Here is a 15855-nt window from a genome sequence, read left to right on the forward strand (position 1 = left end):
CTCACTCCGCCGGCATCGCACGCGGCGACGGCATGAAGCCCAGCTGCTTGCGCTTTTCCGGGCGCTTGCGCGTCAGCGCCAGCACCATGCCCATCGAGATGGCGATCGCGATCTGCGAAGAGCCGCCGTAGGAGATGAACGGCAGCGTCATTCCCTTGGCCGGCATCAGCTGCAGATTGACGGCCATGTTGATGACCGACTGCAGGCCGAAGACCGTGACCAGGCCGCCAACCGCGTAGCGGGTGAAATCGTCCTGCTCCCTGAGCGCCGTGTTGAGACCGCGCAGCACGATGAAGCCGAAGATGGACATGATGAAGAAACACATGATCAGCCCGAATTCCTCGCCGGCGACAGAGAAGACGAAGTCGGCGTGGCTGTCGGGGATGACCCGCTTGACGGTACCCTCGCCCGGCCCGACGCCGAACCAGCCGCCATTGATCAGCGCCTCGCGGCCCATGTCGACCTGGAACGTGTCGCCCTCGCCGGTCATGAAGCGGTCGATACGGCCGGCAACGTGCGGGAACACTGCATAGGCGGCGAACACGCCGCCGACGCCTGCAGCACCCAGCGCGACGATCCACAGCCACGGCAATCCGGCCATGAAGAACATCACCCCCCAGGTGCCGAGCACCAGCATGGTCTGCCCAAGGTCAGGCTGCGCCACCAGCAGCGAGATGACCAGTGCAAGCAGCAACATGGCGAACAAATTGCCCGGAATGTCGGGCTGGCGCTTGTGCTCGGCGAACAACCAGGCGCAGATGATGACGAAGGCCGGTTTCAGGAACTCGGACGGCTGGATCGACAGGCCGGCTAGCGACACCCAGCGCCGCGCGCCCTTCACCTCGACGCCGATATAGAGCACCGCCACCATCAGAAACAGCATGATGCACAACATGACCAGCGCCATGCGCCGGATCTGCCTGGATTCAAGGAACGAGACGGCCAGCATTACCCCAAGCGCCGGAATGGTGAAGATAATCTGGCGTGTCGCGAAGTGGAAACTGTCTAGCCCGATGCGCTCGGCCACCGCCGGGCTTGCGGCGAAGGACAAAACGATGCCGAGCCCCATCAGCGACAGGAACGCCGCCAGGAACCAGCGATCGATCGTCCACCACCAGGTCGCCACAGGGCTTTTGTCGAGACGGCTTTGCATTATCGTGTCCCTCCGATGGGCTTCACGCCATCAATGGCGGTTGCGGCTTGCCTGAACGCCTCACCGCGCACTTCGAAATTCTTGAACTGGTCGAAACTGGCGCAGGCCGGCGACAGCAGCACCACTGCCTCGCCGCTACTATCCCTGGCCGCATCGCGGGCGGCGTGTTCGACTGCCGCCGCCAACGTGCCTGATATCTCGTAGGGCACCGCTTCGCCCAGCGTCGCCGAAAAGGCCGGTGCGGCTTCGCCGATCAGATAGGCCTTGGCGATGCGCGGGAAGAAGCCGCGTAACGGCTCGATGCCGCCCTCTTTCGGCAGGCCGCCGGCAATCCAGTAGATACGCGCAAAGCTCGACAGCGCCGGTGCAGCGGCATCGGCATTGGTCGCCTTGGAATCGTTGACGAACAGCACATGCCCTTTGCGGCCGACCTGCTCCATGCGGTGCGCCAGCCCAGGGAAACTCTCAAGTCCGGATTGGATCTCGCCGAGCTCGAGCCCGACCTTGAGGCAGGCGGCGGCGGCGGCCAGCGCGTTCTGCGCATTGTGCTGGCCGCGCAACGAGCCGATGCCTTCGAGGAAGGCGACACGGCTGTAGCGGCCGTGCACGGCTTCCATTAAGTTGGTGCCGTCAGCGAAATAACCGTCGGTCAGCGGCAGGCGCTTGGAGATGCGGATGACCTGCCGGCCGGCCCGCTCCAGCCGATCGGCGATCTGGGCGCACCAGGAATCGTCGACACCGATGATTGCCGTCTCGCTGCCGGCCACCAGCCGCTCCTTGATCGAGGCGTAGTGTTGCATCGTGCCATGGCGGTCGAGATGGTCCGGCGTCAGGTTGAGCAGCACACCGGCCGTCGGATTGATCGAAGGGGCAAGATCGATCTGGTAGGAAGAGCACTCAACCACATAGTGCCGTTCAGGCTGCGGCGGATCGAGCGTCATCACCGCGCGGCCGATATTGCCGCCCATCTGCGTGTCGCGCCCAGCCGATTTTAGGATGTGCGCCGTCAGTGCCGTGGTCGTCGACTTGCCGTTGGTGCCGGTAATGGCAATGAAAGGTGCTGCCGGTGCCAGCAGCATCCGCTCGCGGCAGAAAAGCTCGATGTCGCCGATGATCTCCACGCCTGAGCCCCGCGCCAACTCGACGGTCCAGTGCGGCTTGGGATGCGTCAGCGGCACGCCGGGCGACAGCACGAAGGCGGAAAACCTCGCCCAGTCCGCACCACGCAGGTCCGCTGTCGTGATGCCGACCGCGCCGGCCTTGGCGACGCTGTCGGGATTGTCGTCCCACGCCAGCACATCCGCGCCGCCCTCGATCAGCGCGCGCGCCGTGGCAATCCCCGAGCCACCGAGCCCGAAGAGCGAAACGCGCTTGCCTGAAAAGGATGCGGCGGGGATCAAGCGGCCTCCTATCTGAGCTTCAGGGTCGACAGGCCGACCAGCGCCAGGATGACGGCGATGATCCAGAAGCGGATCACCACCTGGCTTTCGGTCCAGCCGAGCTTTTCGAAATGATGGTGGATCGGCGCCATCAGGAAGACGCGCTTGCCGGTCATCTTGAAGTAGCCGACCTGGATGATGACCGAGAATATCTCGACGACGAACAGGCCGCCGACGATGACCAGCACGATCTCGTGCTTGGTCGCCACCGCGACCGTGCCGATCAGCCCACCCAGCGCCAGCGAGCCGGTGTCGCCCATGAAGATCGCCGCCGGCGGCGCATTGAACCAGAGGAAGCCAAGCCCGGCGCCGATCACCGCTCCAAGGACCACCGCAAGTTCACCGGTGCCGGGCACGAAATGGATCTGCAGATATTCGGCGAACACCGCGTTGCCGGAGAGATAGGCGATGACGCCGAAGGATGCGGCGGCGATCATGATCGGCACGATCGCCAGCCCGTCGAGACCGTCGGTCAGGTTCACCGCATTGCCGGCGCCGACGATGACGAAGCACGAGAACGGGATGAAGAACCAGCCGAGATTGACGAGAAACTCCTTGGCGAAAGGGAATGTCAACGATGACGAGAACGGCGCCTGGCCGTTATGCATGATCACCCAGGCGGCGATGCCGGCGATGACGAATTCGAGCCCCAGCCGCGCCTTGCCGGAAAAGCCGAGATGCGATTGCTTGGTTACTTTGAGATAATCGTCGTAAAAGCCGATCGAGCCGAATCCCAGCGTCACCAGCAGGACCACCCAGACGTAGATGCTCGACAGGTTCGCCCACAGCAGGGACGAACCGACGATGCCGGACAGGATCATCAGTCCGCCCATTGTCGGCGTTCCCGCCTTCTTGAAATGCGTCTGCGGCCCGTCGGCACGGATCGGCTGGCCCTTGCCTTGCCGCAGCCGCAGCGAATTGATGATGGTCGGTCCGAAGATGAACACGATCAGCGCCGCTGTGATCAGCGCTCCGCCGGTGCGGAAGGTTATGTAGCGGAAGACGTTGAAGACCGAGATCTTGTCCGCAAATTCGACGAGCAGTGTTAGCATGCGCTTGCGTCCCCCGGACCGATCCTAGGTCTGTCTGCTGGTTGTGGCTTCCGCCGGAAACTTGCCGAGCAACGCCTCGACCAGCTTTGAAAAGCCTATGCCCTTCGACGATTTGATCATAACCACGTCGCCGGGCTTCAATTCCGATAGAAGAACCGGTTTCAGATCTTCCGCACCGGCGCGGTACTCCGTCCTGATCTCGCCGGGCAAAACGTCGGCCAGCGCCCGCATCTCCGGGCCGCCGAGAAAGACCGTGCGCGTGTCGGTGCCGACGATCAGACCGGCAAGCGCGGCATGCAATTTCGCCGAATGGCTGCCGAGCTCGAGCATATCGCCGAGCACGGCAATGCGCCTGCCTTCGCCCGACACCGGCGTCGTGTTGAGCAGTGCCATTGCAGCGCTCATCGACGCCGGATTGGCGTTGTAGCTCTCGTCGATCAGCGTGATCGGCCCGTTGGGGTGACGCAACACATAGCGCTTGCCGCGTCCGCGTTCGGGCGAAAGATCGGCCAGCGCCTGCGCAACTCTGGTGACGTCGGCGCCGACCAGATGCGCGGCACCAAGCACCGCGAGCACGTTCTGCACCATATGGCGGCCCGGCGCGCCGATCCTGGCGACAATCTCGTGCCCGCCAATCTTGGCGGTGATGACCGAGTGATCGGCATTGAGCTCGCATTTGATCAGTTTGAAGGTCGCCCGGGCATTCTCGCCGAACCCGTAGACATGCTCGACGCCGGCCTCTTTGGCCATCTTCTCCAGCAGCTTCCAGCGCGCATCGTCGCGGTTGAGAAGGGCGGCGCCACCGGGCTCCAGTCCCTCGAAAACCTCTGCCTTGGCCTTGGCGATCTCGTCCAGGTTGCGGAAGAAGCCGAGGTGAGCCGCCGCGATCAACGTTACGATGGCGACATGCGGCCGGACCATCTTGACCAGCGGCCGGATCTCGTCCGGATGGTTCATGCCGATCTCGAAGACGGCATAGTCGAAACCCTGCGGCATGCGCGCCAGCGTCAGCGGCACCCCCCAGTGATTGTTGAACGACTGGGCCGATGCATGCACCGTACCGACCGCGGAGAGAGCGTGGCGCAGTGCTTCCTTGGTGGTGGTCTTGCCCGCCGACCCGGTCACGGCAATCACCCTGGCCTTTGAGCGTGCGCGCGCGGCAACGCCGAGCTTTTCCAGAGCGACAAGCACGTCCTCCACGACGATCATCGGTGCCGTCAGCCGCCCCAGCGACGGCAGCTTGCCCTCGGCGACGATCAGCACGCCGGCACCCGCCTTGATGGCGGCGGTGACGAAATCATGGCCGTCCATAGCCTCGCCCTTGATGGCGAAGAAAGCGTCTCCCGGCTGCAGGCTGCGGCTGTCGATGGAAATGCCGGCGATGCCTTCAGGCATCGGACCGAGCGGCCGGCCATCCATGGCGGCAACCAGCGCCTCGGAGGTCCACAGATAACTCACGCTGCTTGCTCCCGCAGCGCCGAGCGAACTTCTTCATGATCGGAAAAATGCAGCGTCTCGGTGCCGATGGTCTGGCCTTCCTCATGGCCCTTGCCGGCCACGATCAGCGTGTCGCCAGCGTGAAGCATCCCGACCGCCTCGTGGATGGCCTTGCGCCGGTCGCCGATCTCGATGGCGCCAGGTGCGGCCTCCAGGATCGCGGCGCGGATCGTCTCGGGTACTTCCGAGCGGGGATTGTCGTCGGTGACGATGACGACGTCGGCCAGCCTTGTGGCGATCTCGCCCATGATCGGCCGCTTGCCCCGATCGCGGTCGCCGCCGCAACCGAATACGACGATGACGCGGCCGGTGGTAAAGGGGCGCACCGAAGCCAGCACGTTTTCCAGCGCATCCGGCTTATGAGCGTAGTCGACATAGACGGGCGCGCCGTTGGCGGCTGTCCCGACAAGGTCGAGCCGTCCCGGCGCGCCCTTCAATTTCTCCAGCGCCATTAACGCCTTGGCAACAGATGTTCCAGTCGAAATGGCGAGGCCGGCCGACACCAGCGCATTTGCAATCTGGAAGTCGCCGGCCAGCGGCAAGTCGACTTCATGGAGAACGCCGTCCGCTTCGACCTCGGCGCGCTGGCGGTGGCGCTCGTGCTCGACCCGCTTCAGCCGCAGGAAATCGCCGTGGCGGCCGACCGTCAGCACATTCAGTCCCCCTGCCCGCGCCGCCTTGATCGTCGGCTCCGACCACGGGTCGTCGGCAAAGATGACCGCCGGCGCGCCCTTCGGCAGCAGCGCGTCGAACAGACGCAATTTGGCGCGATGATAGTCCTCGACCGTCGGATGATAGTCCATATGGTCGCGGCCGAGATTGGTGAAGCCGCCGGCCGCAAGCTTGACGCCGTCGAGCCGGCGCTGGTCGAGGCCATGGCTGGACGCTTCCATCGAGGCGTGGGTGACGCCGGCCTCCGCCAGCTCCTTGAGCAGCCTGTGCAGTGCCACCGGATCCGGCGTGGTCAGCGAGCCATATTCGTTGCGGCCCGGCGCCACCACGCCGGTCGTGCCGATCGAGGCGGCGGCGAAACCCGCCTGCTCCCATATCTGCCGGGTGAATGCGGCGACCGAGGTCTTGCCGCTGGTTCCGGTCACCGCGACCATGGTTTGCGGTTGCATACCGAAAAAACGTGCAGCACTCAGGGCCAGTGCAAGGCGCGGATCGTCTACGACAAGAACCGGGACTGGCAGCCCGGCGACGGCACTGCCCTTGCCGACCACGATCGCTGCAGCGCCTCGGCTCGCGGCATCGGCTGCGTAGGCTGCGCCATCCGCCTTGGAGCCGGTGAGCGCGAAAAAGACGACGCCCCGTGTTACCTGGCGGGAATCCGACGAAATCCCTGTAGCCTCCATGTCGAAGGAAGCTGTCCCCTCGACAGGCAGGATACCGGCTAGATTTTTCAGCTTCATCGAACCCCGTTCATCGCAACAAAATAGCGCGCAGTTGCCGGCGCGCCCCAAGAATCACTGATAGGAAACCAGCGTTGCACCATTTTCATGGCTGAAATCTGGCTTCACGCCAAGCATGGAAGCCGCACGTCGGATGATGTTTGCAGCCATGATGCCCGCGTTCGAGGCGGCCGTAGCACCCATGCCGGGCTTTTCCGGCTTCGGTTCGTCGGCGATCGTAAGCACTATGTATTGCGGATCGTCCATCGGGAAAGCCGCAACGAAGGCGTTGAAATTCTTTTCCTTCGAGTAACGGCCGTTGACGACCTTCTCCGCCGTTCCCGTCTTGCCGCCCACCCGGTATCCTGGCACCCGTGCATTGCGGCCGGATCCCTTTTCAGCATTGAGTGCATAGAGATAGCGCATGCCCTCGACCGTCTTGTCGCTGACCACTTTCTTGGCCACCGCCATCGCCTGCTCCTGCGTGCGCGGCAGGAAGGTCGGGTCCATCAGATAGCCGCCATTCATCAGCGCGGCGCAGCCGACCGCTGTCTGCAGCGGCGTCGTCGACACACCGTGGCCGAAGGCGATGGTGATCGAATTGACCTGCTTCCAGACCTTGGGCTCGGTCGGCCGAGCGACTTCCGGCAGTTCGGTCTGCATCTTCTCGAGGATTCCCAGGCGATGCAGGAATTCGCGGTGTCCGTCGATGCCAACCGCTTCGGCTTCCTTGGCAGAGCCGATATTGGAGGAGTAGATGAACACTTCCGGCACCGACAATATCCGGCCCTTGCCATGGAAATCATGGATGGTTTGATGGCCGATCCTGATCGGGCGCGACGCGTCGAAACGGCTTTGCAGCGTTATCTTGCCGGAATCGAGCGCCATAGCGGTGGTGAAGCTCTTGAAGGTCGACCCCATTTCATAGAGGCCGGCCGACATACGGTTGAGCCTGTCCTTGTCCTGCGCGTTATAGGGGTTGTTCGGATCGAAATCCGGAACCGACGCCATCGCCAGCACCTCGCCGGTCTTGACGTTGAGCACGACGGCGCCCGCCGCGATGGCGTGGTACTTTTCCATGCCGGTGGCGACCTCGTCGCGCACGATATGCTGGACGCGCAGGTCGATCGAGAGCTGCACCGGCTTCAAATCCCTGGCCACCGCCAGGCCCGACGCCTGAAGGTCGCTCAAGCCTTGTTCGTCGATGTATTTCTCCATGCCGGAGATGCCCTGATTGTCGATGTTGGTGAGGCCGACAATGTAGGACGAGGTTTCGCCGGCCGGATAGAACCGGCGCTTTTCGGTGCGAAAGCCGAATCCGGGGATGCCGAGTTGCATGATGTCGGCCTGCTGCTTCGGCGTCAGTTGCCGCTGCAGCCAGACGAACCCGGCGCCGCTCTTCAGCTTGTTATATGTCTGCTCGTAGTCGATCTCGGGAAGCACCGTCGACAGCTTTTCGATCGCCTCGTCGGCATCGACGATGCGGCGCGGTTCGGCAAACAGCGACGCGGTCTTGATGTCGGTCGCCAGCACTTCGCCGTTACGGTCGACGATGTCGGGTCGCGATGCCGTCACCCGGCTCTGCGGCCCGCCCGACAGGTCGGGATTCTGGAAACCCAGATAGACCAGCCGCCCGGCAATGGTCGAATAGATGCCGAAGAACACCGCCATCGTCATGACGATGCGGGTCCTGCCCTTGCCACCGGTCGCCTTGCGGGCACCTTCGACCACGATCGATCCGCCCGCGCCGGGCTTCGAACCGCGCTTCAGCAGCCTGCCAATCTTTGGAAATCTGGCAGCCATTGGAAATCCGGTGATCATTGGACGATGCCTCCGGTCACCACGGGATCCTTGCCGCCGATATCGGCCATGCCGCCCAGCCGCTGCGATGAAAGGTCCTCGATGTTGACGGGTTTCGCCGGCAGATCGTCCAGCCCGACGATCTGGCGCGCATTGACCGGCTCGAGTCCGAGTTGCGATTTGTAGATTTCGGTGAGCTTCTGCAGGCGCGACGGCTGGGTAAGCAGGCTCCAGTCCGCCTTGAGCAGGTCGATCGTGTCCTCCTCATAACGGATCTGCGCCTGGATCTTGTGCACTGCCGCCAGTTGCTCCTCGGCCTCGCGCTTGGTCTTGTAGGTCAGGGCAGCCGCCGAAACCATGACGGCGATCAGGACTATGTCGCTGGTACGAAACACGTGCTCACCTCTCTCCCGGTCGATCGGCGCCGGGAAGCTTTGGGCCAGGCAGTTTTGGCAGGCCGAAGATCGAAAAATCGCCGGCACGCGCCGGCGCCTCTGTACGGATTGCAGTGCGCAGCCTTGCCGAGCGCGCCCGCGGATTTGCCGATATCTCGGCATCGCCAGGCGTCACGCCGCCGCCCTTCTTGGTGAAGGTGGCGGTGCGCGCCTGCGCCTCGGGCAGGTGCCGCGATCCGGTCGCTGAATCGGCTCTGTCGGCGATGAAGCGCTTGACGATGCGGTCCTCGAGGGAATGGAAGGTCACCACGACAAGCCGCCCGCCCGGTTTCAGCACGCGCTCGGCGGCAAACAGTGCCTTGGCCAGTTCGCCGAGTTCGTCATTGACGAAGATGCGCAGCGCCTGGAAAACGCGGGTGGCCGGATGGATCTTGTCTTTCGGCGCGCGACCGATATGCGTCTCGATGGCATCGGCAAGGTCGAGCGTGCGCTCGAAGGGGCGTTTTTCGCGACGGCTCTCGATCATGCGGGCGATGCGCCCGGCATGGCGTTCCTCGCCGAGAAAACCGAAGATGCGGGCAAGATCGCCCACCTTGAAGGTGTTGACGACGTCGGCGGCGCTCAGGCCCGCCTGCGCCATGCGCATGTCGAGCGGTCCATCGGCCCGGAATGAAAAGCCGCGCTCCGGCTGGTCGATCTGCATGGAGGAGATGCCGATGTCGAGCACGACGCCATCGGCACTTTCAACCTGCTCGTCGAGCGTCGAGAACGGTGCCTGGACAAGCCTGAGCTTGCCGCCGGACTGCTGTTCAAGGGCCCGCCCCGCCGCGATCGCATCCGGATCGCGGTCGATGGCGACGACCGAGGCTCCGCTTGCCAGAATGGCCTTGGTGTAGCCGCCGGCACCGAACGTGCCGTCGACGATCACCTCGCCTTTTGTCGGCGCCAGCGCCCCCAGAACTTCGGCAAGGAGGACCGGAATGTGACGGGCTGGTCCGCCAACGGCATGAACTTCATCGCCGTCGCCCGCCATCATTCCGGCCGCTCCTCGGGCTTCGTCCCCTGCCGAAGCTGCAAAAGCCGGGCGCGTGCTTCCGTCCCATAGGCGCTGAGCCGTCCCGGCTCCCAGATCTGAAAGAAATTGCCGCGGCCAACGAAGGCCACTTCCGCTGAAATGCCGGTATGCTCGCGAATGAAATCGCTCATCGTGATACGGCCGTCCTGGTCGAGCTTCAGAAACGTTCCATCGCCATGGCAGAAGAACGACATATCGTCCGCCGTCTGCAGGAACGGGTCTTCCTGGGCGATACGCTGCTCGTAGCGATCGAGCAGGTCGAGCCCACCGACATCCATCGCCGGGCGATCCAGGCAGCGTAGCGCATAAAGTTCCGAATAGCCGCGTTTCTGCACAACGGCACGGAAATGCGCCGGCACGGACACCCGTCCCTTCGCATCGATCCTGTTCACCGCGTTCGACAGAAACCGGTCCATTACGCGTTACGGCCGCTTGCGCCGCCGCACCCCTCTGCATCTTCCTGTCCGCGCCGCCCCGGCCCGGTCGACGTCCAAAACCCGCTTCGTTGTGACGGGCGAACGCAGGCAAACGCGCTGCCGCCGCGGCTGCCCGATTGGCGTACGCTTCACCCTGACACGGAACGAAGGCTTGAGTATCGGAATGGGATATCATGGGGTGTTATGGGCGTCAACGGGAACAGTCTTCAAAACGCGCTTGCCACGACTGGGGAGAGCAGCTTTGACGGCACTCCCGTCTTTATCGTCTATTAAGCCTAACGAAGCGTTTAGAGCCGTGTGGCCCAACCGGAGCCGGCTTGCTGCGGATCGCTGCCGCGCATAGCCTCGGCATCTCCTTTTCCGGTCAGTAACGAGGTTGAAACCATGTCCGAAACAGCCAAGTCGCGCGCCGCGGCACTTCCCCATCTGTATCGCGGCAGGCTTGCCAAGGGCGACCCGATCCCCTTGCCCCTGACCATGGCCGCCATCTTTCATGCGCCCGGCGACGCCACCGGCTACGATCAATATGGCCGCTTCAGCAATCCGACCTGGGATGCGGTCGAGCACATGCTGGCGCATCTGGAAGACGCCCCATGCGTCGCCTTCCCCTCGGGGATGGCTGCCATCTCGGCGGTATTTTTCGGCCTGCTCAAAGCCGGCGACCGTATCCTGCTGCCGTCCGACGGCTATCACACGACGAGGGCGCTGGCAGAGCGCTTCCTGAAGTCCTTCGGCGTCGCTTATGATGTCCGGCCAACATCGAGCTTCCTCGACGGCGGCTTCGATAGGTATCGGCTTGCCTTCGTCGAAACGCCCGCCAACCCAGGACTGGACATATGCGACATCGCAGCCGTCGCCGAGGCCGTGCATAGAGCGGGTGCGGTGCTTGTGGTCGACAACACGACGATGACGCCTTTCGGCCAGCGCCCGCTCGATCTCGGTGCAGATATCGTCATTGCCGCCGACACCAAGGCACCAAACGGCCATTCCGATGTGCTGTTCGGCCATGTCGCCAGCCGCGACGCGGACATTATCTCGAGGGTGACCGACTGGCGCGAGGCGTCGGGCGCTATCCCCGGGCCGTTCGAGGCATGGCTGGTGCATCGCGGCCTCGAAACGCTGGACGTGCGCTTCGACCGCATGTGCGCTTCCGCCGAAATGATAGCGCGACGGCTGAAAAACCATCGCGCGATCAGCGGCTTGCGCTTTCCGGGACTGGAGAGCGATCCATCGCACAATCTTGCCCGCGCCCAGATGGAGCGCTTCGGCTTTCTCATCTCGTTCGTGCTCGCCTCGGAGGACAGGGCCGAGGATTTCATCAACAATTGCGCCTTGATGCAGGCAGCGACGTCGTTCGGCGGCGTGCACACTTCGGCCGAACGGCGATCAAAAAGGGGAGATGCCGTTCCGCCCGGCTTCGTTCGCCTGTCGATCGGCTGCGAGCCGGTGGAAGAGCTTTGGCAGGCGATCGAGGCGTCGCTAGACGCAATCGGTGGCTGAATCGGCGTCGATCTTGCGCCGGCCGTGGAGGACGCGAACGATTTCGATCGCCTCTTCGACGCCGACGATCAGGTGACGGATGCCGGGCGCGATGTCTTCGCGCGGGGCACCTGAGAAGGGATAAGTGGCCACTTGCTGCCAGCGGGCTTCGATCCGATCGAGCAATCGATCGGCCGCAGCCTCGCTGTCTTGCGCAACATGAAGCCAGATCGCGATCAAATCCTCTTCCGCATTTGCGGTTCGGATGATGGGCAGCAAATTCATGCCGCGCTGTCGGGTTTCAATCGTCTCCGCGCTTCGGCCTTTATTTCGTCGATCGACGCAAACCGTCCCGGTCCGCTGTCGATCCCCTCCTGCACCAGCTTGCGCAATTCCTCGACCGTGTAGCCGAGCAGGTCGCGCCGGTCCTTCCATTGCCGCAGCGCGTCGCGGATCACCTCGCTCGCCGAGGCATATTCGCCGGCGGCGACCACGTCGTCGACCGCCGCCGCCAGTTCCGGCGATAGCGTGATGCTGCGTTTGTCAACGTGGCCCATGGCGCACTCCTGATCAATCTCTCAATGGTACGATTAAATCGTACCAATTTCAAGGATTGTCGCGCTCGGCTGCAGGGGTCGAAAGTGAATCAACGGCTGCGCCCGAAGACGCAACCTGCTGATATCAGGAGATTTCCTTTTGTCGGGGAAAACTGCCAGCTGGCCTGTAAGCCGGGTTCTGTATGGCCCTCGCCCCTTACGGGGCGAGAACGTGGCGGCCATTCATCTTGGGCGCATGTTGCCATGCGCCTCACGCAACCTACCCGGACGGTGAGCCGGAAACAGCCCTCGAGGGTTTCCCCTCGCACCGCCCCTATTCGGTCTTGCTCCCGGTGGGGTTTACCGTGCCGCTCCTGTTGCCAGTCGCGCGGTGGGCTCTTACCCCACCCTTTCACCCTTGCCACGATTGGATCGTGGCGGTTTGCTTTCTGTGGCACTTTCCCTGGGGTCGCCCCCGCCGGTCATTAACCGGCACCGTGTCTCCATGGAGCCCGGACTTTCCTCACCCGCAGCCTTTCGGCTTCGCGGGTGCGGCCGCCCGGCCAGCTGGCAAGGCGTATAAAGGGGTTCAGGCCCGAAAACGCAAACGAAAAAGCAAGTTGTCGCTTGTCAGGCGGGCGCTCCAAGTGCTGCCAGCTGCACCTTGACCTTGCCGCAATAGGCTGCGGACACCGGGTTCATCCGTGTGGCGGCGTGGCCGGCATTGTATTTCAGGATCGTGCCGCAGGTCGTGCCGCCGCCGAGATCCCGCGCCATGGCAAGGTACTTCATGCCGTATTTGATGTTGGTATCGGGATCGTAGAGACCCTGAACCGAACCGCTATAGCCCATCATCCTTGCCGTCGCCGGCTTGATCTGCATCAGGCCGATCTCGCCGGCGCTGCCGACCTGGTTCGGTTGGTAGTTGCTTTCGATCTTGATGACGGCGTTGGCGAGCGACACCGGGACGCCATAGCTGGCGGCATAACGCGCAATGATCGCCGAATACTGTCCGCTGCCGCCGACTACCGCCGCCTGAGGCGCTGGCCTGCTCTTCGGAGCGACTGACGCCGTTGCCATGCGGTCGATGCGTTTGCGGCTACGCTTCACATGCTGTTTGGCGATTGTCTTTCTCGCAGCGGTTGGCCTTTTCGCGGAGACTGGCTTTTTCGTCCTTACCGCGGCCGCTTTTTCCACTTTTGCGGTGGCGGTCTTCTCTACTTTTGCACCACCCTTCGGCATGGCGGTTTTGCCGGCTGCGGCACTGAAGCCCTGATCGGCCCGCTGGCTCAGCGGTGCGCTGTTCGCCGCACTGAAGGCAAAAGTCATTACGCCGGCAGCAATGGCTGCCGTTAAAACGGTCAATTTCTGCATGTGATCCTGTTCTGTTTGATCTGCACAAAGAACTTCGCGCAGATACCCTCAATCAACATCGGAACATTTGGGGGGATAGACGTCCGACAATCTGTACGGATCGCCTTTGACGACGGAATTGGCGCCAAAGAAGGCGACGCAAGTCACTTTGAGTAACAGATTGTAATTTTTAAGCTGGCAAAAGATTATTTGAGAGAGGCTATCCTTACGGAAGCGAGCAGCCTTTCCAGCGTGCGGATCGTCGATCCGTCAGCCATGCCATCGACCAGGCGCTGCCGGAAATGCCGCTGAAATGCCTCGACCACGATTTCGGTCTGCCGGTCGAAAGTGCCGGTGATCTCGACGCCATAACCATAGAGCGCCAGCATCGACTGCAGCGCCTCTACCTCGGCGCCGGTATCGCCTGGCTTCAGCACGGCGCCGCGCCGGATCGGTGCTGCCGGCACAACATGGCCGATACCGGCAGCAAACAAGGCCTTCCATGGAAATTTCTCGCCTGGATCGACCTTTCGCCCCGGTGCCACGTCGGAATGGGCAAGCACCCGCTGCGCCGGAATGGAATGGCGCTCGACGATGCCGGCGCACAGGCCGATCACCGCGTCGATCTGCGGTTTTGGAAAGTTGCGATAGCCGAGCGTATGCCCCGGATTGACGATCTCGATGCCGATCGAACAGGAGTTGACGTCGTTCAGCCCGAACCACGAACTCCTGCCGGCATGCCAGGCGCGGTCGCTTTCCCTTACCATCTGAACAATGCGGCCGCCCTCATGGACCAGGTAGTGCGACGAGACCTCGCTTGCCGGATCGCAAAGCCATGCCTCGGCACCGGCGCCGGTAGCCATGCCGGTGTAGTGCAGCACGATCATATCGGGTCCGAGCGTCCCGCGCCGTGGTCCGAAATTCGGCGATACCCTGACCTCGGCGCTCGGCTCATCGGGCGGAAAGCCGCTCATGCGTGCCGCAGGCCCCGCTCGATCATTTCATAGGCCGCGTTGATCGCCGCCAGCCTGGTCGTCGCGATCTTGATGAATTCCTGCGGCAGGCCGCGTGCGATCAGCCGGTCCGGATGATTGTCGGAGACCAGCTTGCGGTAGCGCCTGCGGACCTCCTCGAACGGCTTCCCACGCTCGATGCCGAGCACAATATAAGGATCGGCCGCACCCAGATCGACATGCCGGGCCAGGATGCTCTGGTAATGCGCCTCATCGATGCGGAATATCTCGGCGATGCGATGCAGGAATTGGCCCTCGCGCTCATGCACCAGCCCGTCGGCCTTGGCGATGTGGAACAGCCCGTCGAGTATGTCCTCGAGCATCAGGCAGTTCGAATGGCCCGAACCGCAAAGCTGCGCCATCCGCTCGGCATAGGTCTCGAAACCGGCAATGTCGCGTTTGGCCAAATCGTAGAGCCGCGCCACATTGCGCCTCTGTTCCTTCGGCACCTCGAATATTTCCTGGAAGGCGCGCACCTCGTCTTGCGTGACGATGCCGTCTGCCTTGGCCATCTTGGCCGACAGGGCGATCATCGCCACCGAGAAGGCGACGCGCCGGCGCAGATCGGCATCGCCGGAGAAAACCGTGCGCACGGCCTCGACCACTTCGGCGACGCCTGACGACGCTGAAGATGAAACGCGTGTGACGAAGTCACCAAGGCGGTCCCAAATCGACATGGGGGCTTCATAGGGCTAACCACCCATCGCTATCAAGCCAAGACAGTGACGCAGGGGCTGGCCCAATCGATTTGGCGCAATGCCTGAGGCGGCTGGCGCCAGCGCTCACGTCGTCGCACTCGGCCGCCAGGCGCTGGCATCGTAAGCAGCAGAAAGGCCGGCCTATGAGGCCAGCCTTTCCTTGGTTGTCACATTGACTACTGAGCCGGAGCAGCCGGCGCAGGCGCCGGAGCCGGAGCCGGCTCGGCAGGCTTGTTGGCGTCAGGAGCAGCCGGCTTCATCGTCTGGTCGGATGCCGGCGGGTTGGTGCTCTGCGTCGTGGTGTTGTCGGTGCCGCTGTTGCTGCAGGCGGCAAGGCCAAGCAACGCAAGCGCCGACACCGACGCAAGAATGAGTTTCTTCATGATATCTCTCCTCTAATCACGCCTCCGTTACCGGCGGCGGTCGAGGACACAATGCGTAAGCTGCGCATGAGTTTCGTAACGTTGCATTTCTGCCTGTAACATATTCCAATCACTTGACGATTGCCGGTCAGGGCCTCGCGAGCTAACAGATCGA

General features: G+C 63.0%; 16 protein-coding genes and 1 other RNA gene. 1 reads left to right on the forward strand and 16 read right to left on the reverse strand.

Translation table 11 applies throughout. The features are described 5' to 3' along the window. Window position 1 precedes the first annotated feature (1 nt). Genes ftsW through mraZ form a run of 9 tightly spaced genes read right to left on the reverse strand, consistent with a single transcriptional unit; the run spans window position 2 to window position 10218 of the window. Window positions 2-1153: a putative lipid II flippase FtsW gene (gene ftsW / locus NKI54_RS17375; protein WP_352456168.1), complete on the reverse strand. Its 1152-nt coding sequence runs from the start codon at window positions 1151-1153 to the stop codon at window positions 2-4. Further along, window positions 1153-2553 carry a UDP-N-acetylmuramoyl-L-alanine--D-glutamate ligase gene (murD, locus tag NKI54_RS17380; protein ID WP_352570481.1) on the reverse strand — a complete coding sequence of 467 codons (1401 nt, stop codon included), beginning with the start codon at window positions 2551-2553 and terminating at the stop codon, window positions 1153-1155. Before murD ends, ftsW begins: the two co-directional genes overlap by 1 nt. 8 nt (window positions 2554-2561) lie before the next feature. Further along, a complete protein-coding gene (gene mraY, locus NKI54_RS17385; RefSeq protein ID WP_023676767.1) occupies window positions 2562-3644 on the reverse strand; it encodes a phospho-N-acetylmuramoyl-pentapeptide-transferase in 1083 nt (360 codons plus the stop codon). Between the two features lie 24 nt (window positions 3645-3668). Next, window positions 3669-5102, reverse strand: coding sequence for a UDP-N-acetylmuramoylalanyl-D-glutamyl-2,6-diaminopimelate--D-alanyl-D-alanine ligase (locus tag NKI54_RS17390; RefSeq protein ID WP_023676768.1), 1434 nt, complete (start codon window positions 5100-5102; stop codon window positions 3669-3671). Continuing rightward, window positions 5099-6553, reverse strand: a complete 1455-nt coding sequence (locus tag NKI54_RS17395; RefSeq protein WP_352636623.1) for a UDP-N-acetylmuramoyl-L-alanyl-D-glutamate--2,6-diaminopimelate ligase — start codon at window positions 6551-6553, stop codon at window positions 5099-5101. The genes NKI54_RS17390 and NKI54_RS17395 overlap by 4 nt, the downstream gene beginning before the upstream one ends. A 54-nt stretch (window positions 6554-6607) precedes the next feature. Continuing rightward, the gene (locus NKI54_RS17400; protein WP_352636622.1) at window positions 6608-8335 is read right to left on the reverse strand and encodes a peptidoglycan D,D-transpeptidase FtsI family protein; all 1728 of its coding nucleotides are present in this window, start codon (window positions 8333-8335) and stop codon (window positions 6608-6610) included. 14 nt (window positions 8336-8349) lie between these two features. Then, window positions 8350-8727 carry a cell division protein FtsL gene (ftsL, locus tag NKI54_RS17405; protein WP_023676771.1) on the reverse strand — a complete coding sequence of 126 codons (378 nt, stop codon included), beginning with the start codon at window positions 8725-8727 and terminating at the stop codon, window positions 8350-8352. Window positions 8728-8731: 4 nt separating this feature from the next. Next, on the reverse strand, window positions 8732-9763 hold the full coding sequence (gene rsmH / locus NKI54_RS17410) for a 16S rRNA (cytosine(1402)-N(4))-methyltransferase RsmH (protein ID WP_352636621.1): 1032 nt from the start codon (window positions 9761-9763) through the stop codon (window positions 8732-8734). Next, window positions 9760-10218 carry a division/cell wall cluster transcriptional repressor MraZ gene (mraZ, locus tag NKI54_RS17415; RefSeq protein WP_352456172.1) on the reverse strand — a complete coding sequence of 153 codons (459 nt, stop codon included), beginning with the start codon at window positions 10216-10218 and terminating at the stop codon, window positions 9760-9762. Before mraZ ends, rsmH begins: the two co-directional genes overlap by 4 nt. Window positions 10219-10623: 405 nt before the next feature. Here mraZ and NKI54_RS17420 point away from each other — a divergent pair, with 405 nt between their 5' ends. After that, complete coding sequence (locus NKI54_RS17420; RefSeq protein WP_352636620.1) at window positions 10624-11739, forward strand: cystathionine gamma-lyase; 1116 nt, start codon at window positions 10624-10626, stop codon at window positions 11737-11739. On the opposite strand, the gene NKI54_RS17425 is transcribed toward NKI54_RS17420, so the two are convergent. From NKI54_RS17425 to NKI54_RS17455, 7 genes are all read right to left on the reverse strand, one after another. Further along, window positions 11719-12003: a type II toxin-antitoxin system RelE/ParE family toxin gene (locus tag NKI54_RS17425; protein ID WP_352636619.1), complete on the reverse strand. Its 285-nt coding sequence runs from the start codon at window positions 12001-12003 to the stop codon at window positions 11719-11721. The genes NKI54_RS17420 and NKI54_RS17425 overlap by 21 nt on opposite strands. Then, a complete protein-coding gene (locus NKI54_RS17430) occupies window positions 12000-12275 on the reverse strand; it encodes a type II toxin-antitoxin system ParD family antitoxin (RefSeq protein ID WP_023676776.1) in 276 nt (91 codons plus the stop codon). The genes NKI54_RS17425 and NKI54_RS17430 overlap by 4 nt, the downstream gene beginning before the upstream one ends. Window positions 12276-12426: 151 nt before the next feature. Continuing rightward, window positions 12427-12825, reverse strand: an RNA gene (gene rnpB / locus NKI54_RS17435) — RNase P RNA component class A. Between the two features lie 59 nt (window positions 12826-12884). Beyond that, window positions 12885-13628 carry a lytic transglycosylase domain-containing protein gene (locus NKI54_RS17440; RefSeq protein WP_352575073.1) on the reverse strand — a complete coding sequence of 248 codons (744 nt, stop codon included), beginning with the start codon at window positions 13626-13628 and terminating at the stop codon, window positions 12885-12887. 185 nt (window positions 13629-13813) lie between these two features. Further along, complete coding sequence (locus tag NKI54_RS17445) at window positions 13814-14581, reverse strand: N-acetylmuramoyl-L-alanine amidase (protein WP_352636618.1); 768 nt, start codon at window positions 14579-14581, stop codon at window positions 13814-13816. Then, a complete protein-coding gene (locus tag NKI54_RS17450) occupies window positions 14578-15297 on the reverse strand; it encodes a J domain-containing protein (RefSeq protein ID WP_023676779.1) in 720 nt (239 codons plus the stop codon). The genes NKI54_RS17445 and NKI54_RS17450 overlap by 4 nt, the downstream gene beginning before the upstream one ends. 197 nt (window positions 15298-15494) lie before the next feature. Beyond that, window positions 15495-15701 carry a hypothetical protein gene (locus tag NKI54_RS17455; protein ID WP_023676780.1) on the reverse strand — a complete coding sequence of 69 codons (207 nt, stop codon included), beginning with the start codon at window positions 15699-15701 and terminating at the stop codon, window positions 15495-15497. Window positions 15702-15855 lie beyond the last annotated feature (154 nt).

The sequence above is a fragment of the Mesorhizobium sp. M0663 genome (genome assembly GCF_040320585.1).
Lineage (GTDB): Bacteria > Pseudomonadota > Alphaproteobacteria > Rhizobiales > Rhizobiaceae > Mesorhizobium.

Bases quoted from the DNA above. Each gene is read 5' to 3' on its own strand.
- ftsW (WP_352456168.1), bottom strand. From the start codon at position 1,153: ATGCAAAGCCGTCTCGACAAAAGCCCTGTGGCGACCTGGTGGTGGACG.
- mraY (WP_023676767.1), bottom strand. From the start codon at position 3,644: ATGCTAACACTGCTCGTCGAATTTGCGGACAAGATCTCGGTCTTCAAC.
- NKI54_RS17395 (WP_352636623.1), bottom strand. From the start codon at position 6,553: ATGAAGCTGAAAAATCTAGCCGGTATCCTGCCTGTCGAGGGGACAGCT.
- NKI54_RS17400 (WP_352636622.1), bottom strand. From the start codon at position 8,335: ATGGCTGCCAGATTTCCAAAGATTGGCAGGCTGCTGAAGCGCGGTTCG.
- rsmH (WP_352636621.1), bottom strand. From the start codon at position 9,763: ATGATGGCGGGCGACGGCGATGAAGTTCATGCCGTTGGCGGACCAGCC.
- mraZ (WP_352456172.1), bottom strand. From the start codon at position 10,218: ATGGACCGGTTTCTGTCGAACGCGGTGAACAGGATCGATGCGAAGGGA.
- NKI54_RS17420 (WP_352636620.1), top strand. From the start codon at position 10,624: ATGTCCGAAACAGCCAAGTCGCGCGCCGCGGCACTTCCCCATCTGTAT.
- NKI54_RS17425 (WP_352636619.1), bottom strand. From the start codon at position 12,003: ATGAATTTGCTGCCCATCATCCGAACCGCAAATGCGGAAGAGGATTTG.
- NKI54_RS17430 (WP_023676776.1), bottom strand. From the start codon at position 12,275: ATGGGCCACGTTGACAAACGCAGCATCACGCTATCGCCGGAACTGGCG.
- NKI54_RS17440 (WP_352575073.1), bottom strand. From the start codon at position 13,628: ATGCAGAAATTGACCGTTTTAACGGCAGCCATTGCTGCCGGCGTAATG.
- NKI54_RS17445 (WP_352636618.1), bottom strand. From the start codon at position 14,581: ATGAGCGGCTTTCCGCCCGATGAGCCGAGCGCCGAGGTCAGGGTATCG.
- NKI54_RS17450 (WP_023676779.1), bottom strand. From the start codon at position 15,297: ATGTCGATTTGGGACCGCCTTGGTGACTTCGTCACACGCGTTTCATCT.
- NKI54_RS17455 (WP_023676780.1), bottom strand. From the start codon at position 15,701: ATGAAGAAACTCATTCTTGCGTCGGTGTCGGCGCTTGCGTTGCTTGGC.